The organism is Paraburkholderia sp. BR10954, assembly GCF_040965775.1.
GTDB lineage: Bacteria > Pseudomonadota > Gammaproteobacteria > Burkholderiales > Burkholderiaceae > Paraburkholderia > Paraburkholderia youngii.
Map to the genome: position 1 here is coordinate 72,000 of NZ_JBFRCK010000010.1, position 26,975 is coordinate 98,974.

A 26,975-nucleotide genomic window follows, 5' to 3' on the forward strand; every position below is an offset into this window, starting at 1 on the left:
CGGCATCAACGACAAATTCTGCATTTCGTGGATACCCGTCGCAGGCAACGGATAGTGCACCCAGTATTGGCCGCCAATACTTGATTCACAAACCACCCTATGTCGAGGCTCAAATGAAAGGTCGATACATCGAAATTCCATGCGCGGGCGGCGCCACTTTTCGCGGCTACCTGGCAACGCCGGCGAACGGGAAAGGTCCCGGCATCGTGCTTTGCCACGAGATCTTCGGCGTCAACGAGACGATGCGCGAAGTGGCGGACTACTATGCCGAAGAAGGATATACCGTTCTTGCTCCCGATCTGTTCTGGCGCACCGAGCCGGGCATTGAACTGGGTTATTCGGCCGAAGACGCCGAACGTGCTTTCGCACTGTATCGCGCCTTCGACCACGACAAGGGCGTCGAAGACATCGATGCTGCTATAAGTGCGCTCGGTTCGATTCCTGAATGCGTCGGTCAAATCGGTGTGCTTGGTTTTTGTCTGGGTGGCAAGCTTGCTTATCTCGCTGCGTGCCGCCTGCCGCGCGTCGCTTGTGCCGTCAGCTACTACGGTGTCGGTATCGAAACGGCTCTGGGGGAAGCCGAGAACCTGCATGGACGCCTGGTGCTTCAGATCGCCGAACAGGACCGCTTCTGCCCTGCCGAAGCCCAGCAGCAGATTAAGGCGGCTTTGTCCACGCGGGAGTGCGTCGAGATTTACACCTATCCCGGCGTCGATCACGCGTTTGCCCGGGCACGCGGCGAGCACTGGGACAAGGCTGCTGCGACAATGGCGCATCAACGCTCGGTTGCGGCGTTCAGGCGGAAGATCGGTCCTACCTACGATCTGTCTTCGCTCTGGGAGGCGCATCTCTCTCATGAATTCACCACGCGCGACGTGGACGCGACCATGCGCACGATGGTGCCAGAGCCCTACGTCAATCACATTCCCACGATGACGGGCGGTGTCGGATACAGCGAACTCAAGCGCTTTTATCGCCATCATTTCGTCCATAACAATCCGCCCGATACGACGATCACCCCAGTGTCGCGCACGGTTGGCGCAACGCAGATCGTCGATGAACTGCTGTTCTGTTTTACCCACACGACGGAAATCGACTGGATGCTGCCAGGCGTTGCACCGACTGGAAGGCGTGTCGAGATTCCCCTCGTTGCGATTGTGAAATTCCGCGGCGACAAGCTCTATCACGAACACATTTATTGGGACCAGGCGAGCGTGCTGGTGCAGATCGGTCTGCTCGAGCCGGAAGGCTTGCCGGTCGCGGGGGCCGAGACGGCCCACAAACTGCTCGACGAAACCCTCCCTTCGAACACGCTGATGAATCGCTGGCTGCGCGACGACAGCGCAGAACGGTGAACCACGCTGACGAATCCACGGAGAACACCATGACATCACTGACAGACAAGGTGGCGATCGTCACCGGCGGCGCTACGCTCATTGGCGCGGCCGTCGCGAAGGATCTGGCCGACGCCGGCGCGAGGGTTGCTGTTCTGGACATCGATGCGGAAAACGGTCAGCGCGCATCACGCGCGCTTGGCGAAAGCGCCATTTTCGTGCGGACCGATATCACCGACGACAAGGCCATCGATCACGCGATTGCCAGAACGGTCGACAGTTTCGGTGCGGTCGACATTCTTGTGAACCTCGCATGCAGTTACGTGGATAACGGCTTTACTGCGAGCCGCAATGACTGGCTCGCCGCCATGGACGTCAACGTGATTTCCGCCGTGATGCTTGCGAAAGCGGCCTATCCACACATGAAGCGACAGGGCGGCGGCGTGATCGTGAATTTCAGTTCGATTTCGGCCCAGTGCGCACAAACCGGGCGGTGGCTTTATCCGACATCGAAGGCCGCGCTCAGGCATTTGACGCGCAGCATGGCGATGGATCTCGCCGTCGACAACATCCGGGTGAATTCCGTGTCTCCGGGCTGGACGTGGTCTCGCGTGATGCATGAACTCACACACGGCAATCGCGCGAAAGCCGATAGCGTCGCTGCGTCGTTTCATCTTCTGGGGCGGCTCGGCAATCCAGAAGAGGTCGCCCGGGTCGTCACGTTCCTGTGCAGCGATGCGGCCAGCTTCGTGACGGGTGCGGACTACGCGGTCGACGGCGGCTACTCGACGATGGGACCGGAGCAGAACATACCCGCGATCCCCAGGCTGGCGGAATGACACCTTGCGTGGGTTTGCGAGCGGATACGCAGCGAAGCCCATGCGCTTTATCCAGACAACAACCTATTCAGGAGACATCGTCCATGAGAAACATTGCAATCGTTGGAGCGGGACAGGCTGGCCTTCAACTGGCTTTGGCCTTGCTCGATCAGGGTTATCGGATCACGCTCGCCACCAATCGCAGCGCGGAGCAGATTCGCACCGGCAAGGTCATGTCCAGCCAGTGCATGTTCAATGAATCCCTGCAAACCGAGCGCGATCTCGGTCTTAACGGGTGGGAAGAAGCGTGTCCTTCGATCGAGGGAATCAGTGTCGCTGTCCCGCATCCGGAAGTGGCCGGAGAAAAAATCATCGACTGGTCGTCGCGTCTGCATCGCTATGCTCAGGCCGTCGATCAACGGATCAAGATGGCGGCATGGCTCGAACAAGTCGAGCGGCGAGGAGCCGATGTGCGCATTGTCGATGTCGGGGTTCCGGAACTCGAACAGTTGAGCGCGAGCCACGATCTTGTGCTGCTTGCGGCAGGCAAGGGCGAAGTAGTCAATCTACTCGGACGCGACCCGGTGCGTAGCGCATTCAGTCAGCCGCAGCGTGTCCTGGCGCTGGCCTATGTGACGGGCATGACGCCGTCGACACCCTATTCACGGGTGCGCTTCAACCTGTTGCCTGGAATAGGGGAGTACTTTGTGTTCCCGGCCCTGACGGTGACGGGGCCCTGCGAAATCATGGTCTTCGAAGGCATTCCCGGCGGACCGCTGGATTGCTGGGGCGACGTAAAAACACCGGCGCAGCATCTGCAAAAGAGTATCGACATTGTCCGCCGATACGTTCCCTGGGAAGCAGATCGTTGCGCGCATGTGCAGTTGACGGATCCCAACGGTGTTCTCTCTGGTCGTTTTGCACCCACCGTGCGCAAACCGTTCTTCCGGCTACCCTCGGGGCGGACCATCTTTGGTATGGCCGATGCGGTGGTGGTCAATGACCCTATCACCGGGCAAGGCTCGAACAGCGCAGCGAAATGCAGCAAGGTGTACCTGAACGCAATCCTCGCAAGAGAAACGGCTCCCTTCTCCGAGGACTGGATGCAGCAGACGTTCGACCGTTACTGGGACTACGCGCAACACGTGGTCAGGTGGACCAATTCGATGCTGACGCCGCCGCCGCCCCACATCCTCGAACTGCTTCGCGCTGCTGGCGATTCGCAGGCGCTTGCGGCCGCGATCGTCAATGGTTTCGACGATCCGCGAACGTTTTCGCCGTGGTGGTTCGATCCGGCTGCATGCAATGCTTTCATCCGCGAAAAGACCAGGGCTGCCGCCTGAGCACGAACGTCCCGCAGGAGAACATACATGACCGCTCACCTCAATCTCGATGCGCTCGCGCCGGGCGGGCGCCGGTTCGATTCGAAGCATTTCCGCTCCGCACTCGGCCAGTTTCCGACAGGCGTCACGGTAATCACGACACGCACGACAGATGGCCGAAGAATAGGGCTGACGGCGAATTCATTTTCTTCGCTGTCGATGGACCCTCCGTTGATTTTGTGGAGCCTCGCGAAGCCGTCACCGAGCATGGCAGATTTTGTTGCGACAACGCATTTCGCCATCAACATGCTGGCCGACGATCAGCAGCATCTGTCGCGTACTTTCGCAACGGCATCTGCCGACAAGTTCGCAGGCGTGCCTTGCGTCGATGGCACCGGGGGCGTTCCGCTTATCGACGGTAGTGCTGCCCACTTCGTGTGTCGAAACGTCGGTCAATACGACGGTGGCGATCACCTCATCTTCATTGGCGGTGTGGAGGAGTACGAGTCGTTCGGCAGAGCACCTCTCGTCTTTCATGCAGGCGCTTATCGGGTTGTTTCGCCGCATCCGCATGCGCACATTTGACGCCTCACGACCGTGAAAACCTGATAGATGGTGCTGCCAATGAGAATCAACAGTGTTCGACTCTTGCCATGGCTCGTGTCAGTGGCGGTATCGTGTCTCACTTTGCCGGCATCCGCCAACGATCTGCCGGCTGTCAATCTGGGCGCGACAAGTTTTCTGGACGGCTTGCCGCCTGCGGGATCGGGTTGGTATGCGCAGCAGTACTTCGAGTACTACACAGCGGGACGGATCAACGACAACGCGGGAAACCGCGTGCCGCTGCCGAAGCAGGATATCGATATCTTTGCGGGCATCACGCAGCTCACATACCAGTCGCCCCTAACATTTGCGACAGCGCATCCGGGTCTCAATCTGATGCTGCCGTGGATCGCATCGGCGCAAGTGGATGATGGCCTGGGCAATGCGGCGCTGAGCGCACAGAACGGTATCGGTGATCTGCTGATTGGACCGTTCATCCAGTTCGATCCCGTGATGGGCGCCAACGGTCCACGTTTCGCGCAGCGCGTTGAGTTCCAGTTCATCGTGCCGACGGGGGCATACGATCCGCGCAAGGCGATCAATCCAGGCAGCCACTTCTGGTCGTTCAACCCGTATTGGGCGGCGACCGTCTGGCTGACACCGAAGTGGACCGTTTCATGGCGTCTGCATTACCTGTGGAACGCGACGAACCACGAACCAGCGACGGCGCTCGCACCCGATGTCACGTCATCTCAGGCGGGCCAGGCCGTTCATGTAGACATCGCCACCGAGTACGAAGTTCGCCCAGGTCTTCGGATTGGACTGAACGGATACTGGCTACGGCAGATCACCGACATGAAGGCGAATGGCGTGGACGTGCCGGGTACTCGCGAAGCAGTCTGGGCGATCGGTCCAGGAGCGATGTACAGCTTTTCGCAGCAGGACCATGTGTTCTTTAACAGTTACTTCGAGCGGGACGCCAGAAACCGCCCCCAGGGGACGAGGGTGGTCCTACGGTATGTGCATCATTTCAATTAGCGATGTATCACGAAGCATCCTGCATTTTCTTTGGTTACGAAAAGTACGGTGATGGTTGCTGGTTCGGATTGCATTGGCGAGCGCCTGAATTAAGAAGGAAGCCGTTACCCAGCACTATGTGAAGCGACGCAGTGTTACAAACGCCGACGCAAAGCATGCGGTGCGCGCCTTGCACCGTCAGCCGGCAGCAGACATGAGAGGACGATGATGGATACAGCAAGAAACGTGGCTGAATGGAAGGAGTTTGTGAGCGGCTGTCTGGACTTTCGTCCGGCAGAGGGCGTGTACCGGATCGCCCGCGAAATGTTCACGGAGCCTGAGCTGTTCGCGCTGGAGATGGAACTGATATTCGAAAAGGCATGGATTTACGCGTGTCACGAGAGCGAGATTCCGCAGCCGCATGATTTCGTCACGATGCAGGCGGGCCGCCAGCCGCTGATCGTGAGCCGGGACGGCAGTGGCGCGCTCCATGCGATGGTCAATGCCTGTCAGCACCGCGGCGCCACGCTCACGCGCATGAGCAAGGGCAACCAGTCGACCTTCACATGCCCATTCCATGCATGGTGCTACAAGAGTGACGGGCGGCTCGTCAAGGTGAAAGCGCCGTCGGAATATTGCGAAGATTTTGACAAAGGCGCGCGCGGCCTGAAGAAGGCACGCGTTGCAAGCTATAAGGGCTTCGTGTTCGTTAGCCTTGATGTGGCAGCCACAGATTCGCTCGAAGACTACCTTGGCGATACGCGCGTCTTTCTCGACATGATGGTGGCGCAGTCGCCCACCGGTGAACTTGAGGTGCTTCCAGGCAGGTCGACCTATACATACGACGGTAACTGGAAACTGCAAAACGAGAATGGCCTCGACGGCTATCACGTAAGTACAGTCCACTACAACTATGTGGCGACAGTCAAGCATCGACACGAATCGAATGTGCAAAAGGGTGCGGCGGCCAACGGCACGCTCGACTACAGCAAGCTCGGTGCTGGCGACGCGGATACCGATGACGGCTGGTTCTCGTTCCGCAACGGGCACTCAGTGCTATTCAGTGACATGCCGAATCCGCAAGTGCGACCCGGCTATGCGAGTGTGATGCCGCGCCTCGTTCAGGAGTACGGCCAGCAGCGCGCTGAATGGATAATGCATCGGCTTCGCAACCTGAACGTGTATCCGAGTCTTTTCTTCATGGACCAGATCAGCTCGCAGTTGCGCATCGTGCGTCCGATCGCGTGGAACAAGACCGAGGTGGTCAGCCAGTGCATCGGCGTGAAGGGCGAATCGGACAGCGACCGTGAGAGCCGCATCCGACAGTTCGAGGATTTTTTCAACGTGTCCGGCATGGGCACACCGGACGATCTCGTGGAGTTCCGTGAAGCTCAGCGGGGCTTCCAGGCGCGCCTTGAGCCCTGGAGCGACATTTCGCGGGGCCATCACAAATGGATCGAACAGGCAACATCTAACAGCACGTTGTTGGGCATCTCACCCGCATTAACAGGTTCCGAGTTCACGCATGAAGGTTTGTATGTGAACCAGCACGGCGCATGGCAGGCGCTATTGCTGAAAGGGTTGCGGCAGAAGTCATTGAGCATTAAGGAGATCTGAGATCATGAACCCGTTGCAGCATTCGATCGAACAATTCTTTTATCGCAAGTCCGAACTTTGCGATGCACGGGACTGGGATGCTTACCTCGCCCTTTTTGACGAGCAATGCGAATTCCATGTGCCGCAGTGGGACACTGAATTCGAGTACACGACAGATCCCCGGCGCGGTCTATCACTGATCTATTATTCGAACCGCTCCGGGCTGGAAGATCGTGTTTTTCGACTGCGCACCGGCAAATCTGCCGCGTCGACACCGTTACCGCGTACCCTCCATCAAATCACCAATGTACGTGTTACTGGCGGGCCGGACGGGTTGACGGAAGCAAAGGTCAACTGGGCGACGTTTTACACGCGCCATGGCGTGTCGGAGCACTTCTTCGGCCATGGGACTTACCAGCTGCGTGCCGACGGCGATAGCTGGAAGATCGTGCGCAAACACGCCCTATTGCTCAATGACCGCATCAACGCGGTCCTCGACTTTTACCATCTTTAATCGAGGGCATTGAGATGAATCACAAGGTAGCCTTCAGTTTTGCCGATGGTAAGACATTGTTCTTCGATGCCGGCGCAAACGAGATCTTGCTGGACGCGGCATTGCGCAATGGCGTGAAGATTCCATTCGACTGCCGCGAAGGCGTCTGTAGCACTTGCAAGGGGCGCTGTGAATCGGGCGAATATGAGCAGGACTACGTGGACGATGAAGCGCTCTCTGCCGAGGATCTGGCGCAACGCAAAATGCTGTCGTGCCAGACCAGAGTCAGATCGGATGCGTCGTTCTTCTTTGACTTTGACTCGACGTTATGCCGTAGCGAGGATACAGCTCGCATGACGGCGACCGTCACCCGTATGGAGAAAGTATCCGGCTCTACGGCAATTCTGCATCTCGACGCGAGTGGCGTGCGCAGACGTCTGGACTTTCTGCCCGGTCAGTATGCTCGCCTCCTCGTTCCGGAAACGGACGCATGGCGTTCCTATTCGTTCGCGAATCAGCCAGGTTATGACAATCAGTTGCAGTTTCTGATCCGACTGCTGCCTGACGGCATCATGAGCAATTACCTGCGCGAACGCTGTACGCCCGGTCAGTCAATCGACTTCGAAGCGCCATTTGGGACTTTCTACCTGCGACACGTCGAGCGGCCGCTTCTGATGGTCGCGGGCGGAACGGGCCTCTCGGCGTTCCTCGGCATGCTGGGTGAGATGGCTTCGCATGGCGGTTGCGGTCAACCCGTCACGCTGTATTACGGCGTGAACGATGTCGGCGATCTGTGCGAGTATGAACGGTTGAAAGGGTATGTTGATCGTATCGAGGGATTCTCGTGCGTGCCCGTGGTCGTGAATTCCTCGCCCGATTGGAGCGGCAAGACGGGATATATTCCGGATCATTTCGACGTGAAGGCACTAGCCGCGCGACCTTTCGACATGTACGTATGCGGTCCGCCCCCGATGGTTGAAGCGATCAGGAAGTGGTTGGCGACTTCAGGCCTTCAAGATTTTCAGCTACATTTCGAAAAGTTTGCAAGCACTGGGGGCCTTGAGTGACGTACGGAATGACCCCTCCGATCTGATACCTGCCTTTGGAGCAGCGTCGGGCCGACCGTTCAGGGTCGGTTTGCGTCGATCCCGCATCCAAGCAGTGCGTTCGGCCAACGCCTCACCGGGTTGGCTGTCGCGGACCAGCATCTTCCAGTGTGCCTTGACGAGATACTTGCCCCCCCCCCCCGCAGATCCGCCGGGACGCCAATCCCGGCAGTCTCCCTAATGCGGTTCGTCCAGCCTAAAAAATCCGCTCGAGTCCCACGAATTCCGTCCCCAAGCACCACGCGCGAGGCGCACCTTCACCTGTCATGGAAAACTGTATAAACATACAGTATAGTATCCCCCTACAGCCAGGCTTCCGGGCGCTCGTCGCGCCGTCCCGGCTGCACCGAACTTGCGCGGTCGCGAGAGCCGGCCGTGAGAGGTGAACCACTCCTTCAGACGGTCGGAAAAATTGTCCTCCAACGACGCAAACCCTGACACCCTCGCCGATACTCCCCAAGCCGGCAAGCCGAGCAGCAACAAGACCCAGGGCACGATCCGCATTCGCGGCGCCCGCCAGCACAACCTGAAAAACGTCGACCTCGACGTGCGCACCGGCGAAATGACGGTCGTCACCGGGCCGTCGGGCTCGGGCAAGTCGAGCCTCGTGTTCGACACGCTGTATGCGGAAGGCCAGCGCCGCTACGTCGAAACTTTCAGTGCGTACGCGCGCCAGTTCCTCGACCGGATGGACCGGCCGCAGGTCGACCGCGTCGACGGCGTACCGCCCGCCATCGCGATCGACCAGACCAACCCGGTGCGCAGCTCCCGCTCCACGGTCGGCACGATGACCGAGCTCAACGACCATCTGAAGCTGCTGTACGCGCGCGCGGCCGAGCTGTTCGACCGCCAGACCGCGCACCCGGTGCGGCACGACACGCCGGAGACGATCTACGCGGAACTGCTCGAGCGCACCGCGCAGGAGGAGCCGCGGCTCGTCGTCACGTTCCCGGTCGAATTGCCGGAGTCGGCGTCCGAGCAGGAGGTCGAGCAGTGGCTGTCGGCGAGCGGGTATACGCGCGTGCAGGCGCAGCGCGAAGTCGATTCACCGACCGGCAAGCGCAAGCTGCTCGACGTCGTCGCCGACCGCTTCCGGCTGCGCTCGGTCGACAAAGCACGCGCGGTCGAGGCGATCGAGGCATCGCTGAAGCGCGGCGGCGGGCGCGTCAATATCTACGTGCTGCCGGCTACCTCGGACGAACCGCATGCCGAAGCCGCCGAGCCGCGCATCTGGCGTTTCTCCACCGGACTGCACAGCCCCGAAAGCGATCTGCGCTATGCCGACCCGCAGCCCGCGCTGTTCTCGTTCAACTCGGCCTATGGCGCGTGTGATGCCTGCCGCGGCTTCGGCCGCGTGATCGGCGTCGACCTTGGTCTGGTGATTCCAGACGCGCGCAAGACGCTTCGCGAAGGTGCGGTCAAGCCGATGCAGACGCCCGCGTGGAAGGAGTGCCAGGACGATCTGATGCGCTACGCGGCGAAAGCCGACATCCGCCGCGATACGCCGTGGGGCGAGCTCAGCGAGCGAGAGCGCAACTGGGTCATCAACGGCTCGCCGGACTGGAACGGCAAGTGGCAGACGCATTGGTACGGCGTCAAACGCTTCTTCGATTATCTGGAATCGAAGGCGTACAAGATGCATATCCGGGTGCTGCTGTCGAAGTACCGCAGCTATACGCCATGCGAAACCTGCGGCGGCGCGCGTCTGAAAACCGAATCGCTGCTGTGGCGCCTCGGCAGCAAAGCGAACGCGAACGACGTGCTCGCGCCCGAGCACCGCTTCATGCCGCGCGGCGTGCAGTGGTCGCGCGCACAGCTCGAAGCGTTGCCGGGTTTGACCGTGCACGATCTGATGCTGATGCCGATCGAGCGCATCCGCCGCTTCTTCGACGACATCACGCTGCCGAGCGCGTTGCTCGACGACGCGCTGAAGCTGCTGCTCGCCGAAGTGCGCACGCGCCTCAAGTATCTCTGCGACGTCGGCCTCGGCTATCTGACGCTCGATCGGCAAAGCCGCACGCTGTCGGGCGGCGAGGTGCAGCGTATCAACCTGACCACCGCGCTCGGCACGTCGCTGACCAAGACGCTGTTCGTGCTCGACGAACCGAGCATCGGCCTGCATCCGCGCGACCTGAACCGCATCGTCGAGGCAATGCACCGGCTGCGCGACGCGGGCAATACGCTGGTCGTGGTCGAGCACGATCCGTCGGTGATGCTCGCGGCGGACCGGCTCATCGACATGGGTCCGGGGCCTGGCGAGCGCGGCGGTTCGATCATTTTCGACGGCGCGCCCGACGCGATCCGCTCGACCGGCACGCTGACCGGTGAATACCTCGGCGGCCGGCGCCATGTCGCGGATGCCGCGCACTGGTCGCGTCGCACGGTCGATTCAAGCACGCCGCGCATCGTGCTCGAAGGCGCGAACGAGCACAATCTGCGTGACGTCACGGTCGAAATTCCATTGCAGCGGCTCGTCTGCGTGACCGGCGTGTCCGGTTCCGGCAAATCGACGCTGCTGCAGGACGTGCTGTATCCGGCGATGGCGCGCCACTTCGGCCTTGCCACCGAAGCGCCGGGCGCGTTCAAGTCGCTTGAGGGCGCCGACCAGGTCACCGACGTCGTGTTCGTCGATCAGTCGCCGATCGGCAAGACCGCGCGCTCGAATCCGGCCAGCTACGTCGGCGCGTTCGACGAAATCCGCAAGCTGTTCGCGAAGGCGCCGCTCGCGCAGCAGCGCGGCTACGGCCCCGGCATGTTCAGCTTCAACTCGGGCGACGGTCGCTGTCCGACCTGCGGCGGCTCGGGCTTCGAGCACATCGAAATGCAGTTCCTGTCCGACGTGTACCTGCGCTGCCCCGATTGCGACGGGCGTCGTTATCGCGCGGAAATCCTCGAGGTGAAGATCGAGCGAGGCGAGGCCGCGCGCTCGATGAGTATTGCCGACGTGCTCGAGCTGACCGTCAGCGAGGCTGCCGCGTGCTTCGCCAAGGATGCCGAAGTATTGCGCGTGCTGCAGCCGATCGTCGACGTCGGGCTCGAATACGTAAAGCTCGGCCAGCCGGTGCCGACGCTGTCTGGCGGCGAGGCGCAGCGGCTCAAGCTCGCGGGCTTTCTCGCGGAATCGGCGCAGGCGCGCAGCACGCGTGGCGCGAAGCAGGCGGTCGCGAAGCGTCTTTTCATGTTCGACGAGCCGACCACGGGACTGCATTTCGACGACATCGCGAAGCTGATGCAGGCGTTCGGCAAGCTGCTCGCGAGCGGTCATTCGCTGATCGTGATCGAGCACAACCTCGACGTGATCCGCGCGGCCGACTGGATCATCGACCTCGGTCCCGAAGGCGGCGACGGCGGCGGCCGCGTGTTGTGCGCGGGCACACCGGACGAAGTGAAAGCGTGTGCCGAGTCGCATACCGGCGAGGCGTTGCTGCAATACGACCGCGCGATGGGCGTCGCAGCCGAAGCGGAGCCGCAAGGCATCCCGCTGCAGAAGGCACTGAGCGCGGCCCGCGCGCGTCGCGCGATCGAAGGCGAGGACGTGGTACGCATCGTCAACGCGCGCGAGCACAACCTGAAGGCGCTCGACGTCGATATTCCGCACGGCAAGTTCAACGTGATTACCGGCGTGTCGGGCTCGGGCAAATCGACGCTCGCGTTCGACATCCTGTTCCACGAAGGTCAGCGGCGCTACCTCGAATCGTTGAATGCGTACGCGCGCTCGATCGTGCAGCCGGCCGGGCGCCCCGAAGTCGACGCGGTGTACGGCATTCCGCCGACCGTCGCGATCGAGCAGCGACTGTCGCGCGGCGGCCGCAAGAGTACCGTCGCGACCACCTCGGAGGTGTGGCACTTCCTGCGTCTGTTGTACGTGAAGCTCGGCTTGCAGCACTGCATTCACGACGGCACGCCGGTCACGTCGCAAAGCGCCGAATCGATTGCCGCGCAGTTGCTGCGCGATCACAAGGGCCAGCATGTCGGCTTCCTCGCGCCGCTCGTCGTGAACCGCAAAGGCCTCTATACCGACCTCGCGAAATGGGCGAAAGCGCGCGGCAATACGCATCTGCGGGTGGACGGCGAGTTCGTGCCGGTCGATCCGTGGCCGAAGCTCGACCGGTTCCGTGAGCACACGATCGAGTTGCCGGTCGCTGATCTCGTCATCTCGGCCGATCGTGAAGCCGAGCTTCGCGAAGCGCTCGATCAGACGCTCGACATCGGCAAAGGCATCATGCATCTGCTCGCGCCGCTCGACGGCCTGCACGACGCGATCAACGGCGGCGAGTCCACCGCGAAGCTCGGCGACGTGAAGGTGTTATCGACGAAGCGCGCGTGTCCGGTGTGCGGCACGAGCTATCCTGAGCTCGACCCGCGCATGTTCTCGTACAACAGCAAGCATGGCTGGTGTACGAGCTGCGTCGGCACGGGGCTGTCGCTCACGCGCGAGCAGCGCGCCGCGTACGACGACACCATCGTCGTCGACGACAATCGCGGTCGTGAACAGAGCTTGCCGTCGGAGGAGCAGGAACCGGAAGGGCTCGTCGACGAGCCGTGTCCGGATTGCGCGGGCACCCGGCTGAATCCGGTCGCGCGCGCGGTCACGTTCGACTCGCAGGCGATCGTGGATGTCGCGCAATGGACCGTGTCCGACACCCGCGCATGGATCGATACGCTGCAGATGACGGGCCGCGATGCCGAAATCGCGCGCGACGTGGTCAGTGAAATTGGCAGCCGGCTGCAGTTCCTCGAAGAAGTCGGGCTCGGTTATCTGAGCCTCGATCGCGCGGCGCCGAGTTTGTCGGGCGGCGAAGCGCAGCGCATCCGGCTTGCCGCGCAACTCGGCAGCAATCTGCAGGGCGTGTGCTACGTGCTCGACGAGCCGACCATCGGCCTGCATCCGCGCGACAACCAGATCCTGCTGAACGCGCTGCGCAAGCTCGGTGACAAGGGCAATACGCTCGTCGTCGTCGAGCATGATGAGGACACGATCCGGCGCGCCGATCACATCATCGATATCGGGCCGGGCGCGGGCAAACGCGGCGGCACGCTGATCGCGCAGGGCAGCGTCGCGGACCTGTCCGCGCAGGCCGATTCGCTGACCGGGCGCTTTCTCGCGCAGCCGATCGTGCATCCGCTGCAGTCGCGTCGCGAGGTCGTCGCGCCGGGCAAGCGTGCAGCCGCGGTGCCGGAGAACTGGCTGACCGTGCATGGCGGCAAGTTGCACAACCTGCGTGACGTGACGGCCGGCATTCCGCTCGCGCGGCTCGTCGCGGTGACGGGCGTCAGCGGCTCGGGTAAATCGACGCTCGCGCGCGACGTGCTGATGACCAATCTGCTCGACGCGGTCGGGCGCTCGGTGCTGTCGTCGCCGGCCACCCGCCGCGCGCGTGCGGCGGCCGAACAGAAACCGGCCGCGAACCGGCGCTCGAGCGTGCTCGCGCGCTCGGCGCCGCGCGCGCCGCTGAACGTCACGCACACGTGGCAGGGCTGCGATTCGGTCACCGGCTGGGAAAGCATCGACCGCGTGCTCGAAGTCGATCAGACGCCGATCGGCAAGACACCGCGTTCGTGCCCCGCCACCTACATCGGCGTGTGGGATGCGATCCGCAAGCTGTTCGCTGGCACGCTGGAGGCGCGCGCGCGCGGCTATACCGCGTCGCGTTTCTCGTTCAATACCGGTGAGGGCCGCTGCCCCGCGTGCGAGGGCCAAGGCGTGCGCACGATCGGCATGAGCTTCCTGCCCGACGTGAAAGTGCCGTGCGATGTCTGTCACGGTCAGCGCTTCAATCCGGAGACGCTCGCGGTCACGTGGCGCGGCAAGAACATTGGCGACGTGTTGACGATGGAAATCGACGAAGCGGTCGAGTTCTTCGCGTCGATCACGAACATCGGGCATCCGCTGCAACTGATGAAGGACGTCGGGCTCGGCTATCTGACGCTCGGCCAGCCATCGCCTACGTTGTCGGGCGGCGAGGCGCAGCGCATCAAGCTCGTCACCGAGCTGAGCAAGGTGCGCGACGATCTCACCCGGCGCGGCCAGAAGCCGCCGCACACGCTATACGTGCTCGACGAGCCGACGGTCGGCCTGCATATGGCGGACGTCGCGAAGCTGATTCGCGTGCTGCATCGGCTCGTGGATGGCGGGCATAGCGTCGTCGTCATCGAGCACGATCTCGACGTGATCGCCGAGGCGGATTGGATCATCGACCTCGGTCCGGAGGGCGGCGTGGGCGGCGGTACGATCGTCGCGGCAGCCGATCCGGAAAGCCTGTCACGTGTGGCCGCGAGTCACACCGGCGCGGCTTTGCGGCCGGTGCTCGCGCGCACGGCCGCTACGGCGGCGCTGGCCGGCGAAGGGACGAATGGCTGAGGCAACCTGACGAGCAGCGGCGCGGCCGTTGCGGGCCGCGATTGCGGTCCCCAACCCACTGTTTGCTCGCATTCCACGCGCTTGTCAGATGTGCCGTTGCAACCTTGCAGGTTGCAACGGCCGGCGCTTCGTCGCGTCTGCGCCACACCTGATTGCTGCACTGCATCCAAGCGTCAGAGATTCGCCCAACGCGATGCATCCGCGGGATTAATTCATACGAAAGCGACCGACGATGTTTCAAAATAGAAACATTTTTAGAACCCCCGATAAATCAGCATTTGGATATTAATTTTCCGCCCAGAACGAATGCCGCCGATATGCCTAATGGTGCGGGGAATAACTTTACGCTTTGCGAATAAACTACCGAATTGCGCGGACATAATCGGGACGGTAAGCAGTTCACAATTGAAACATTTTTGATTTGGCAAGAAACGTACTCGGTAAGGTGGTTCCACTACGCTTCGCGTTATCGGCAACTTTGCCCGAACGGGCGAGAGTGCCGTCCACCAAGGCTTTGCGGTAAGATATCCTCATCGTCTGCGTTCAACCTTGCATAGTTGCCGGCCCTGCCGGGCGCTCATATCAATCGCTCAATAACCGCTTTTCCTCAGACATGGATATTCGTGATGAAATATTCTTTTCAAATTTACTATAGCGATCCATTCCGCTAACATCACGCTTAATCCTTTATGCGGCGTTAGTCCGTTTTCCCGCCGTAATAACGCATTCTCTCGTTCCGTCTGCTGACGGGGCAAATCGGGGTCCACAACGTATGCCCGTTTGGGGAAGATCATGCCGCACATGCACCTTGATACAACGAGAATTACGTGGCTTCACACGCCTGCATTGAACGTCCGTACTGCAGCGCGGCGAATCGGCATTCTGCTGTTCGACGGCTTCTGGCTGCTCGGCCCCGGTACCGTCGTCGAAATGTTCCAGACCGCCAATGAGTTCGCGGGCACGCGCGCGGGCGAAGATCCGCCCTACGAAGTGCAGTTCCTGTCGATGGAAGGCGGCAATGTTGCCAGCTCGTCGTCGGCGCGCATCTGGACTGATCGCATCGACACACGCTTTGGCGGCGGTTTCGACGTGCTGTTCATCGCGGGCGGCTACGGCGCCCACGTGGCCGCACGCGACGAACGCCTGCTGAACTGGCTGCGCGCCGTGCAATCGCGCACCCGCGCGATCGAAACGATCGGCGAGGGACGCCTCGTGCTCGAAGCGGCCGGCCCGACCGAGCATGATGGCCTGATGAGCCGCTATCCGGGCGCGAGCGCGAGCGAAGGCGCGTTCAGCGCGGCCAACGACCGTCACGACTGCGCGCGCAGCGCGCTGATGTTCATCAAGCGCGACCTGGGCGCGGAGCTCGCACGCAGCGTCGCCAATCGCGTGATGCCCGGCATGGCCTCCACGTGGGTGCCGCTGCCGGCCGAGGGCGGCACGCTGAGCGTCGCCGAAAAGATTCGCGCGGCCGCGCGCTGGATGGAGGCGAACTGCGACCGTCCGGTCTCGGTCGCCGATGCCGCGCAGGTCGCCGCAATGAGCGAGCGCAATTTCCTGCGCCGTTTCAAGCACGAGATGCAGGTCACGCCGTCGGACTACCTGCTGCAGGTGCGGCTGCGCATCGCGTGCAACTTCCTGACCGAGACCGAATTACCGGTCGACAAGATCGCGCGTCGCAGCGGCACCGGCAACGGGGACCGTCTCGCGAAAATCTTCCGCAAGCGCATGGCTTTGTCGCCAACCGAGTATCGCGCCCGAAGCCGGGCGGCCACTGAGGCGTAGCATGTATCAATAGCATGCGATAGCGCGCCCGCGCCGCGGGCGCGCCTCGTCTGTTGGACGCGGTCGCGAGAGCGGCCGTAGGTTCGCTGGCCAGCCTTCTTACGAGCACAGTGGCGATGGGCAACAGGGTCATGGCGACGGCATTGCCGGAGGTGAAACTCATCGAGCCGGAAGTGTTCATCGACGAATTCGGCTTCTGCTTCGAGAGTTTCAGCGCGGACGAGTTTTCGGACGACGTCGCGCAAGGTTTCAACTTCGTGCAGGACCGCCATCTGCGCGCCGTGCATGGCGTGCTGCGCGGCTTGCACTACCAGGTGCAGCGTCCGCAGGGACGGCTGCTGCGCGTCGTGCGCGGCGAAATCTTCGACGTCGCGGTCGACGTACGCCTGAACTCACCGAACTTCGGCAAATGGAGCGGCGAGTATCTGAGCGAAGGGAACCAGCGGCAAATGTGGGTGCCGCCCGGTTTCGCGCACGGCTTCGTCGTGCTGTCCGATGTCGCCGAGTGCGTGTGGAAGACCACCGAGTACTGGTTTCCCGAACTCGAACGCTGCCTGCTGTGGTCCGATCCCGACATCGGCATCGAGTGGCCGATCGACTTTCAACCCATTCTCGGCAACAAGGATGCGGCGGGTCGTCGTCTGTACGAAGCCGAAAACATGTCGTGAACGACAGGTGATAGGCCAGAGTTTTTTACGACATTTTTTCTTGAGACGCTCACGGGCCGACCCTACACTTCGGGCATCCAGTCAGTACGAGGTGCTCAACGTGAAGCGTCGCGCAAGCCGTCCGCAATCCGTTCCGGTCCACTATGCATGTCGTGCCGGCCACGTCGAACTCAGGCGCTTCGACGCGTCGCGCGATTCGTTCGTTGCGTTGACGGCGCTGCTGCATCGCGCGTTCGCGCCGCTCGGCGCGCAGGGGCTCAATTGCACGTGCGTGGATCAGACCATCGAAGCGACCCGCGAGCGCGTGCTGCGCGGCGATTGCCATGTCGCGGTGTGCGACGGACAGATCGTCGGCACGATGACGCTTTATGCTTCGGATGGCGAAGCATCATGCGAGCTATACAGGCACGACGATGTTGCGAGCTTGCGCCAGTTCGCAGTCGATCCCGCGTGGCAGGGGCGAGGCATCGGCACGTTGCTGATCGCGTTCGCCGAACATTGGGCCGCAACACGCGGCTATGCGCAACTCGCACTCGATACCCCGCAACCGGCCACGCGGCAGATCGCGTTCTATCGCAGGCAGGGGTTTCGCATCGTCGACTTCATGCGCTTCGCGCACAGGTGCTACGACAGCGCGATTCTGAGCAAGCCGCCGGTAGCGATGCGCACGCTCGCGAACTGGTCGCGGCGTCTGCATGCGACGCCGCAGATCGCGCATGCGGCCTGAAGCAATGCCGCATACGTCCGAGGCATGCGGAGAAAGCAGTGGAACAGCAGCGCAAGAGAAGCGGAAGAAAAGCGGAGTTGAAGCGCCCGATGCTTCGGCAACTATTGCAATATGCTGCGGCAAGTATTGCAACGGCGGCAACGGCGGCAACGGCGACCGCAGCGGTGCAATCCTGAACGCGGCACGAACGCAGCGTCGCCGGTTCGCATCGGGCGAGGGGTGAATTCACCGAACGCTGTGTGCAGCCGTCAGCGTCGGATCACGCCCATCAGCAGGGTGACGAGGAAGATCACCAGGAAGATGAAGAACAATACCTTGGCGATTTCGGTTGCGCCCGCGGCAATGCCTCCAAAGCCGAACACTGCGGCGATGATGGCGATGATGAAGAAAATCACAGCGTATCGAAGCATGGTGCCTCCACCGGTGGATTGTTGAAATGACGTTTGAACGGCGCCCCGTTGCGTACGTCACGCGGCTTCACGGGTGAGATGCCGGCGAGCGGAATTCAGCAATACATGTGCCATCGTTTCATTGACGCCAACGTTTGCGTGACGAATATTTCGCGCCACGTGAAATTACCGTCCTGCCGACGCTAACGTTTGCATTCCCTCTCGCCAGGCGCGCAACGTGGCAACCATGCTGCGGACTACGTAGAACCCGCCACGCGTCATCCACGCAGCCAGTGATACGCCAGCGGCCCGCACAACACGCCCCACGTCAGCACACACATCAGCAGCGCGATGGTCACGGCCGCGCTGCCGCAGTCCTTCGCGCGCTTCGACAATTCATGCCGCTCGAACGAGATCCGGTCGATGGCTGCCTCGATCGCCGAATTCAATAGCTCCACCAGCAGCACGAGCATCACCGATCCAATCAGCAGCACGCGCGCGATGGCGTCGACCGGCATCAGGAGCGCGGCTGGCACGAGGATCGCCGCGAGCGCGGCTTCCTGACGGAACGCGCTTTCCGCGCGCAATGTCGCCACGATGCCGGCGTACGAATGCCGCAACGCGAACAGCCCGCGCAGCGGACCGCTGCGCTTCGCGGGCGGCGCTATGGTCGAGTGAGCGGAGGAGTCGGCCGGATCAGGCATGTTTCGGGATGACGTTTGATGTGCAACAAATGACCGTCGATGTTACAAGATATCAATGAGGTTGCAAATTGTGATATCTTTGCGCCGCCCAACAGCGGCAGGCACGTGGCACCTTCTCGCCTGACCGACCGGCTTCGGAAAAATGAAAGGAACGCATAACCGGTTAGGGCTGCTGCCGATTGCGTTCAAATCTCAAATGTTGGTCATCCCCGTTGCTCGTTCCGCTCAAGGTTTCGCCGGATTTTCCGTATACGAGGAATGGTGCGCCACGTGTTTCTCCTGTGCGTGCCGGCAGTCCGTTTTCCCACTTCGCGCGTTCGCGCGGCAGACCGGATTCGCACCGTAAGTGGCGCACTCGCGCGCGCACGGTCCAGGTCCAACAAGCTGAGCTGTTCATGAAACCAGTTGTGTCGTTGTGCGTTTCGCTGAGCGCCGTTGTCGGCGCGTTGTATGCCGTCGCGTCGGGCGCCGCGCCATCGGTGCCTGTCGTCGCCGCCGCGGCGATTGCGCCGGCCGCCCCCACTGCCGCGAGCGCGAGTGCCGCCAAGACCAATCCCAGCGCCAGCCCCAGCGCCAACTACCTCGACAACGATGCCGGCATCCCGACGCCCGCATCCGGCTCCAGCACATCGCGCGTTTCATTCGCGACCCTGGGCGCGTATCAGCCGCTGACGCTGCGCGGTGTCGAAGACGCGCGCACCGTCAATCTCGGCGTGCGGCTCGATCGCGTGGTCACGGCCGCGCGACTGCGCTTGCGCTACACGTATTCGCCATCGCTGGTGTTCGCGATGTCGTATCTGAAGGTGTCGGTCAACAACGAAGTGATCGCGACCGTGCCGTTCGATCGCGAGCACGCCGGCAAGCTCGTCACCCAGGACATCCCGCTCGATCCGCGCTTTCTGACCGACTACAACCAGATCGGTCTGCGCCTGATTGCGCATTACACGCTCGAGCATTGCGAAGACCCCGAGAACTCGGCGCTGTGGGCCGACGTGAGTCCGTCGAGCGAGTTCATCGTCGATACCGCGCCGATCCGTTTGCCCGACGATCTCGCGCTGCTGCCCGCGCCGTTCTTCGATCACCGCGACGCGAACCGGCTGCGTCTGCCGTTCGTGCTGCCGGCCGCCGCCGACAACGCGACGCTGCGCAGCGCGGGGGTACTCGCTTCGTGGTTCGGTGCGCAGGCCGATTATCGGCAGGCGCGCTTTCCGGCGCTGTCGACGTTGCCTACCGACTCCCACGCGGTCGTCGTCGCGCGCAGCGAGCAGTTGCCGGCCGGCCTCACGCTGCCGCCGATCAACGGTCCGATGCTGATCGTCGCCGACAATCCCGTCGCGCCCAACCGCAAGCTGCTGATCGTGACCGGCCGCAGCGCCGCCGAAGTCGATGAAGCGAGCACCACGCTGGTGCTCGGCACGACTGCGCTCGCGGGTCCCGCGGTGCGCATCACGCAGCTCGCCACCGGCGCGCCGAGGAAGCCCTATGACGCGCCGCGCTGGCTGCCGGTCGACCGGCCGGTCTCGTTCAAGGAACTGATCGACGATCCGTCGCAACTGCAGGTGCGCGGCAGCACGCCCGACGCGATCCGCTTGAACCTGCGCGTGCCCGCCGATTTGTACTCGTGGAACGGCGCGGGCGTGCCGCTGAATCTGAAGTACCGCTACACGGCGCCGACCGTGCAGAACAACTCGGCGCTCGCGGTGCAGATCAACGATCAGCTGGTCAAGTCGTACCGGCTCGCGCTCGCGACCGCCGACGACGCGCAAGGCCGCCTGCAATTGCCGGTGCTGTCGAACAACGCCAACCGTGCGACGAGCGCGCTCGATATTCCGGCATTCCGCGTCGGCAGCTCGAACCAGTTGCAGCTGCGCTTCAATCTCGATTCGCAGAAGACCGGGCTCTGCCAGGGCGTCGCGACGAACCCGGTGCAGGCCGCGGTGGATCCCGACTCGACGATCGACTTCTCGGATTTCGTTCACTACGCACGGATGCCGAACCTCGCGTTCTTCGCGAACAGCGGCTTTCCGTTCACGCGTTACGCGGACCTGTCGCAAACGGCCGTCGTGATTCCCGAGCATCCAGCGCCGCAAGAGCTCGAAAGCCTGCTGACGATGCTCGGCCACATGGGGCAATGGACCGGCTATCCGGCGCTGCGCGTGCAGGTCGCGCGGCCGCGCGAGCTCGCGCAGCTGAGCGGCAAGGATCTGCTCGTGATGGGCGGCAACGGCTCGGCGCCGTGGCTCGCGCGCTGGCCGCATGCGTTGCCGCTGACGATCGGCGCCCAGGCGGACGACGCCGCCGCGTCGGGCGCCGCTGCGTCGGGCGCCGCCGCGTCGAGCCCGCTCGCGCGCGCCTCGTTCGCGGTCGACGAGCAGTGGCACAGCGCCGCCCGGCGCGACGGCGCCCCGCACAGCGACACGCGTCGGCCGGACGGCGGCGCGCGGATCGAACGCGACGGACCGCTGGCCGCGCTGATGGGCTTCGAATTGCCGGACAGCCACGGACGCAGCGTCGTCGCGCTGAGCGCCACCGATCAGCAACAGTTGTCGCTACTGCTCGACATGCTCGAAAAGCCGGACCGCGTCGCGCAATTGCAGGGTGACGTCGCTTTGCTGCGCGATGGCAAGGTGGACAGCATGCGCGTCGGCGACACCTATCTGGTCGGCTACGTCCCCTGGTATGCGCGGCTGTGGAGCAAAGCGATCCAGCATCCGGTGCTGCTCGGCGTGCTCGGCGCGCTCGCCGGCTTGCTGCTCGCGATCGGCGCGTTCACCGCGTTGCAGGAACTGGCCGCGCGCCGCCGGGGAGTCTGATCGATGAGTCAGTCGAAGGGCGGGGCGCTGTGGCGGGCAGCGCGCGACGGGGTGGGCGTTGAAAGTGGCGCGGACCTGCACGCGAGGTTCGCGAGCAGGCTCGTGCGAACAACGGCGAGCGTTTCAGCAGCGGTGCTGGCCACGATGCTGACGCTCGCGGGCAGCCACAACGCGTTCGCCACGCAAGCGCCGCAGCCCAGCGGCACTGACATCACTGCATGCACCGCAGCGCCCTGGCCGCGCTGGCAGCAATTCAAGCGCGACTTCCTTTCCGCCGATGGCCGCGTGATCGACGTCGGTTCGTCCGACGAGCGCACGGTGTCGGAGGGCCAATCGTACGCACTGTTTTTTGCGCTGGTCGCGAACGACCGCGCGGCCTTCGACACGATCCTGCGCTGGACCGAGCAGCATCTCGCGCAAGGCGATCTGACCGCGCGTCTGCCAGCATGGCTGTGGGGCCGCTCGTCCGACGGCAACTGGGCCGTGCTCGACGCGAATGCATCGTCGGATGCCGACCTGTGGATCGCCTATGCGCTGCTCGAAGCGGGCGACGCTTGGCGCGAGCGCAGCTACACGGCGCGCGGCGCGGTGCTCGCCCGCCGTGTGCTCGACGAGGAGACGGCCAACGCGCCGGGGCTCGGCTTGACCTTGCTGCCGGGCCCGGTCGGCTTTCATCCGGACCCGGACGTGTGGCGCGTCAATCCGAGCTACATGCCGCCGCAGGTGCTGCGCGGCCTCGCCACTCGACTGCCCGACGATCCGCGCTGGCCGCGTTTGCTCGCGAGCACGAGCCGCATCCTGATCGATACCGCGCCGCAAGGCTTCTCGCCGGATTGGGCGCTGTACCGCGCGAACCGCGGCTTCGCACCCGACGCCGAGACCCACGCCGAGAGCGCCTATAACGCGATTCGCGTGTACCTGTGGGCGGGCATGCTCGACCGGAGCGATCCGCTCGCGCCGACGCTGCTCGCGCGCTTCGGGCCGTTCGCGGACTTCATCGCCGCGCACGGCGCGCCGCCCGAGAAAGTCGACGCGAGCGATGGCCGTGCCGGCATCAACATGGGCAACGCCGGTTTTTCGGCGGCGGCCGTGCCGTTTCTCGATGCGCGCGGCCAGCGCGCGCTCGCCGATGCGCAGATCGCACGCGTCGCCGCGCTCGATCGCGAGACGGCCGCCGGTTACTACACGAGCGTGCTGAGCCTGTTCGCGCTCGGCTGGCGCGAAGGCCGCTATCGTTTCGCCGCCGACGGCACCCTCGATCCACACTGGAGCACGTCGTGCCGCGCCGCGCCGCAGTAACGCGCGCGGCGCGCTTCGGCGTGCTCGCGTGCGCGTGCGCCGCGGCGATCACGGGTCACGCATATGGCAACACCAGGCAAGCCGAAGCGATGCGCACGACGGCCGCGCGCACGGCTTCAATCGGTGCGCTGGCGGCAGCCGCTGCTCAGCCGACCATAGCGCCGCCGCAAAACCCCGCCGCGCAACGTCTGCTCGCGACCGCGCGCATGTGGTCGACCAAACATCGCGACGACCTTGCGTTGCAGGCGATCGACAAGGCACTGCTAGCCGCGCCGGGCGATCCGGTGTTGCTTGCCGAACAGGTGCGCATCGAATTGCGTCTCGGGAAAGCCCAAGCCGCGCAGGCGACGCTCGCACGCTTGCGCGCCAAAGCGCCAGACAGCGCGCCGATCCAGCAGCTCGACGACGAATTCCGCGTCGCCACCAACGGCCGCGAGGAATTCGCGACCGTGCGTCTGCTCGCGCGTAGCGGCCAGTCCGCTGAAGCGGCGCGGCGCTTGCAACTGCTGTTTCCGCACGGCGCGCCGTCGGGCTCGCTCGGCGCCGAGTACTACCAGATTCTCGCGGGTACGCCCGAGGGCCGCGAGCAGGCGCTGGTCGCACTGCATCGGCGGATCGCCGCCGATCCGTCCGACGTCGATGCCGCGCTGGTGCTCGCGAATCTGCTGAACACGCGCGGCGATACGCGCGCGGAGGCCAACCGCATCGCGTGGAATCTGGCGACGCGGCCCGATTCCGATCGCACGGCCTCGCTCGACACGTGGCGTCACGTGCTGCAATCGGCGGGGGTGGACCTCGCGTATCTGCCGGCGTTGCGCGCCTATCTGCAACTCGTGCCGGACGACACCGAATTCCGCGAGCGGGTCGCGACGCTCGAAGCGCGCCTCGACGCGCAACGGCAACTCGAACACAACCCTGACTTCATCGCCCAGCAGCGCGGTCTGCGGGCGCTCGAGCGCAACGATGTCGCGGCCGCCGAGCCGCTGCTCGCGCGCGCGGCGAGCGCGCGTCCCGAGGATGCCGACGCAGTCGGCGGTCTCGGCATCGCGCGCATGCGGGCCGGGCGGCACGACGAAGCGCGCACGCTGTTTCTGCGCGCGGCCGCGCTCGCGCCCGACAATCGCGCGAAATGGCAAAGCCTCGCGCGCACCGCGCAATTCTGGGGCACGCTCGCGCAAGGCCGCGCGGCTGCCGCGGCGGGCCACGCGCAGGAGGCGGAGCGGGCGGCGCGCGCGGCGCTCGCGATGGAGCCGGACAACGCGGACGCGAAGCTGATGCTCGCCGACGCGCTGCTCGCGCAGCACGACTGGCGCGCGGCCGAGCCGCTGCTGCGCGACATGCTGAGCGGGCATGCGCCGAGCGTGGCAGCGCTGCGCAGCACCCAGACGCTGTTCGAAAACACCGGCCGCGCGGCGCAGGTCGAGCCGTTGATCGACGCGTTGCAAAGCCGCTTCACCGCTGCCGACGATCGCCAGAGCCTCGCTCGTCTGCGCGCCGATCTGCTTGCCAAACAGGCGGACCGGTTGCTCGCCGACGGCGAGCGCGGTCCCGCCGCGCAACGCTATGAAGCCGCCTTGCGCAGCGAGCCCGACGCAGCGTGGACCCGTTTCGCGCTCGCGCGTCTGTACCGCGATCTCGGCCTGCCGCAACTCGGCCGCAATGTGATGGACGAGGGGCTCGCGCTCGCGCCATCGGCCGAGATGCGCTATGCGAGCGCGCTTTACCGCGATTCGCTCGATGACCTGATCGGCGCGCAAGAAGCGCTCGCGCTGATCCCGGAGCAGGAGCGCACCGAGGGTATGCGGGCGCTCGATCGCAATCTGCAAACGCAACGAAAGCTTGCCGACGCGCGCGCCGCATTCGCCCGCGACGATCGCGCGAGCGCGCTCCGCCTGCTCGACGACGCACGCGCTTTGGCCGGCGACGATCCGAATCTGCTCGCGTCGGTCGGCGCGCAGTGGATCGACGTGGGCGACGCCGGGCGCGGCCTCGCATTGCTGCGCGACTGGATCGGCGCGCATCCGGGCGAGGCCGACGCGGACGTGCGGCTGCGTTACGGCGATCTGCTCGGCAGCGCGCGACGCGACGCGGAGCTGTCCGCATGGCTTCAGCAGTTGCGTGACGATCCGCGGCTGAAGCTGGGCGCTGCGCAACACGCGCGCCTCGAGGATCAGGCGCTGCGTGCGGCCTTACGGCAAACCGACGAAGCGATCGATCATGGGGATTACGAAGCGGCCGAGCAGCGACTGGCGGCGGTGAGCGCCGCCAGTCGGCGCGACAAACGCTACACGCTCGAACTCGCCGATCTGCAGCGCGTGCAGGGCCACTATGCGGCCGCGCGGGCGACCTTGGCGCCACTGCTCGCCGCACAGCCCAACGATGCGGAAGTGCAGCTCGCGCTGGCCCGTGTGCTGGAGCAAAGCGGTCAGCGCGGCGCCGCGCTGCGCGTCGTGCACGAGGTGCTCGACGGCGCCGCGCCCGACGACGTCGACACCCGGCTCTCGGCCGCGCGCCGGCTCGCCGCGTTGAACCAGGCGCGCGACGCGCAGCAGATCACGACGGCACTGCGCGTCGCATATCCGACGCGGCCCGACGTGACGGTGCAAAGCGGCCGCATCGCCGAAGACCTCGGACAGTACGAGGATGCCGCTTCGCTGTACCGTTTGTCGCTCGCGCAGGAACGCTTGGCGGGTGTGCGCGCGGGACCCGATGGCACGCCCGCGCGAGCCGCGCTCGACGATCTCGAACAGCGCCGCAATCCGTCGATCGAGACCGGCTGGCTGCCCGCGTATAAGTCCGGCGACGCGGGCATCTCGCAGCTGCGCGCGTGGCAGGTGCCGGTGTACGTGCAGATCCCGTATCGCTATGACGGCCATTTCTTCGCGCACATCGATACCGTGCATCTCGATGCGGGCACGCTGGATGTCAGCGACGCCAACGCGTTCACGCGCGATACGTTCGGCAGCTTCGGCGCGGCCGACAAGCTCGGCACGTCGCTCGGCCTGTCGCCGCAGCAACTCGCCACGCTGGCCGCGGGCTTGCCGTATCTGCATCAGTCGGCCACCGGGGTCGCGCTCGGCGCGGGCTACACGTCCGACGCGTGGCGCTTCGACTTCGGCACGACGCCGCTCGGATTCCCCGTGTCTTACCTCGTCGGCGGGGTGCGCTACCGCTTCGACGCGGGACCGGCGAGCTTTTCGGTCAGCGGCTCGCGCCGTCCGGAAACCGGTAGCCAACTGTCGTATGCCGGCATGCACGATCCGGTGACCGGCACGGTGTGGGGCGGTGTGCGCCGCGATGGCATCGACCTGCATTCGTCGATCGATCTCGGTGCGGCGAACCTGTTCGCCGATCTCGGCGCGGGTGAGCTGACCGGGCGCAACGTCGCGAGCAATCAGGAATTCACGCTGCGCACCGGCTTCACGATGCCGGTCTACCGGCGCGCGAATTCTCTGGTGAGCACCGGCCTCGTCGGCAACGCATGGCACTACACGAACAACCTGCGCTTCTATTCGTTCGGGCAGGGCGGCTACTACAGTCCGCAGCGCTATCTGTCGCTCGGCTTGCCGCTCGAATGGCTGGGGCGGCATGGCGCGCTGAAGTGGGATCTGAGCGCGACCGTCGGCGTGTCGAATTCGTACGAGCGGGATTCGCCGTACTACCCGAACGGTCTGCCAGCCGGCCTCGGCGCGGCGCCGGGGCTCGACAGTCTCGTCAATGCGGGCAGCTCGACACGCGGTGTCGCGTTTTCGTATGGGCTCGCGGGCGTCGTCGAGTATCGCGCCGATCCGCATCTGGTGTTGGGCGCGCAGTTGAGCATCGATCGCTCGCACGACTACGCACCGAGCGCCGCGCTCGTCTATCTGCGCTACACGTTCGATGCGCGCAGGCAGGACAACCGTCTGTCGCCGCAGCCGGTACGGCTTTATTCGAGCTATTGAACGGCGATGCAACGAGACCTGGAACAGCAGACGTGAACACCGTTTCGAATCCAACCCAA

17 protein-coding genes are annotated in these 26,975 nt (G+C 63.9%); 15 read left to right on the forward strand and 2 right to left on the reverse strand.

Going from position 1 to position 26,975, the window contains the following annotated elements:
* The first annotated feature begins 113 nt into the window (after positions 1-113).
* The 12 genes from AB4Y34_RS16555 (at position 114) to AB4Y34_RS16610 (ending at position 17,770) form a co-directional block, all read left to right on the forward strand.
* The gene (locus AB4Y34_RS16555) at positions 114-1,355 is read left to right on the forward strand and encodes a dienelactone hydrolase family protein (RefSeq protein WP_368716635.1); all 1,242 of its coding nucleotides are present in this window, start codon (positions 114-116) and stop codon (positions 1,353-1,355) included.
* 29 nt (positions 1,356-1,384) lie between these two features.
* On the forward strand, positions 1,385-2,173 hold the full coding sequence (locus AB4Y34_RS16560; protein ID WP_368716636.1) for an SDR family oxidoreductase: 789 nt from the start codon (positions 1,385-1,387) through the stop codon (positions 2,171-2,173).
* Positions 2,174-2,256: 83 nt separating this feature from the next.
* Positions 2,257-3,495, forward strand: a complete 1,239-nt coding sequence (locus AB4Y34_RS16565) for a styrene monooxygenase/indole monooxygenase family protein (RefSeq protein WP_368716637.1) — start codon at positions 2,257-2,259, stop codon at positions 3,493-3,495.
* 27 nt (positions 3,496-3,522) lie between these two features.
* Complete coding sequence (locus AB4Y34_RS16570; RefSeq protein ID WP_368716638.1) at positions 3,523-4,059, forward strand: flavin reductase family protein; 537 nt, start codon at positions 3,523-3,525, stop codon at positions 4,057-4,059.
* A gap of 39 nt (positions 4,060-4,098) precedes the next feature.
* Positions 4,099-5,055: a transporter gene (locus AB4Y34_RS16575; RefSeq protein WP_368716639.1), complete on the forward strand. Its 957-nt coding sequence runs from the start codon at positions 4,099-4,101 to the stop codon at positions 5,053-5,055.
* 207 nt (positions 5,056-5,262) lie between these two features.
* Positions 5,263-6,651: an anthranilate 1,2-dioxygenase large subunit gene (antA, locus tag AB4Y34_RS16580; RefSeq protein ID WP_368716694.1), complete on the forward strand. Its 1,389-nt coding sequence runs from the start codon at positions 5,263-5,265 to the stop codon at positions 6,649-6,651.
* A 4-nt stretch (positions 6,652-6,655) separates the two neighbouring features.
* A complete protein-coding gene (gene antB / locus AB4Y34_RS16585; RefSeq protein ID WP_368716640.1) occupies positions 6,656-7,144 on the forward strand; it encodes an anthranilate 1,2-dioxygenase small subunit in 489 nt (162 codons plus the stop codon).
* Between the two features lie 14 nt (positions 7,145-7,158).
* Positions 7,159-8,190 (forward strand): anthranilate 1,2-dioxygenase electron transfer component AntC, encoded by a 1,032-nt coding sequence (gene antC / locus AB4Y34_RS16590; protein ID WP_368716641.1) that lies wholly within the window; start codon positions 7,159-7,161, stop codon positions 8,188-8,190.
* A gap of 535 nt (positions 8,191-8,725) precedes the next feature.
* Positions 8,726-14,590, forward strand: coding sequence for an excinuclease ABC subunit UvrA (uvrA, locus tag AB4Y34_RS16595; protein ID WP_368716695.1), 5,865 nt, complete (start codon positions 8,726-8,728; stop codon positions 14,588-14,590).
* A 792-nt stretch (positions 14,591-15,382) separates the two neighbouring features.
* Positions 15,383-16,375 carry a GlxA family transcriptional regulator gene (locus AB4Y34_RS16600; protein ID WP_368716642.1) on the forward strand — a complete coding sequence of 331 codons (993 nt, stop codon included), beginning with the start codon at positions 15,383-15,385 and terminating at the stop codon, positions 16,373-16,375.
* Positions 16,376-16,491: 116 nt separating this feature from the next.
* Entirely contained in the window at positions 16,492-17,043 is a 552-nt protein-coding gene (gene rfbC, locus AB4Y34_RS16605; RefSeq protein ID WP_368716643.1) for a dTDP-4-dehydrorhamnose 3,5-epimerase, read from the forward strand.
* Between the two features lie 100 nt (positions 17,044-17,143).
* Entirely contained in the window at positions 17,144-17,770 is a 627-nt protein-coding gene (locus AB4Y34_RS16610; RefSeq protein ID WP_176378082.1) for a GNAT family N-acetyltransferase, read from the forward strand.
* A gap of 248 nt (positions 17,771-18,018) precedes the next feature.
* Here AB4Y34_RS16610 and AB4Y34_RS16615 read toward each other — a convergent pair whose 3' ends face one another.
* On the reverse strand, positions 18,019-18,180 hold the full coding sequence (locus AB4Y34_RS16615) for a DUF1328 domain-containing protein (protein ID WP_013089029.1): 162 nt from the start codon (positions 18,178-18,180) through the stop codon (positions 18,019-18,021).
* 257 nt (positions 18,181-18,437) lie between these two features.
* Positions 18,438-18,863, reverse strand: coding sequence for a diacylglycerol kinase (locus AB4Y34_RS16620; RefSeq protein WP_255215202.1), 426 nt, complete (start codon positions 18,861-18,863; stop codon positions 18,438-18,440).
* Between the two features lie 395 nt (positions 18,864-19,258).
* On the opposite strand from AB4Y34_RS16620, the gene bcsB reads away from it, so the two are divergent.
* From bcsB to AB4Y34_RS16635, 3 genes are read left to right on the forward strand one after another with little or no spacing between them, the layout of a single operon-like run.
* Entirely contained in the window at positions 19,259-21,676 is a 2,418-nt protein-coding gene (bcsB, locus tag AB4Y34_RS16625) for a cellulose biosynthesis cyclic di-GMP-binding regulatory protein BcsB (RefSeq protein ID WP_368716644.1), read from the forward strand.
* Between the two features lie 3 nt (positions 21,677-21,679).
* Positions 21,680-22,975 (forward strand): cellulose synthase complex periplasmic endoglucanase BcsZ, encoded by a 1,296-nt coding sequence (gene bcsZ / locus AB4Y34_RS16630; RefSeq protein WP_368716645.1) that lies wholly within the window; start codon positions 21,680-21,682, stop codon positions 22,973-22,975.
* A complete protein-coding gene (locus AB4Y34_RS16635) occupies positions 22,954-26,916 on the forward strand; it encodes a cellulose synthase subunit BcsC-related outer membrane protein (RefSeq protein WP_368716646.1) in 3,963 nt (1,320 codons plus the stop codon). The genes bcsZ and AB4Y34_RS16635 overlap by 22 nt, the downstream gene beginning before the upstream one ends.
* Positions 26,917-26,975: the final 59 nt, after the last annotated feature.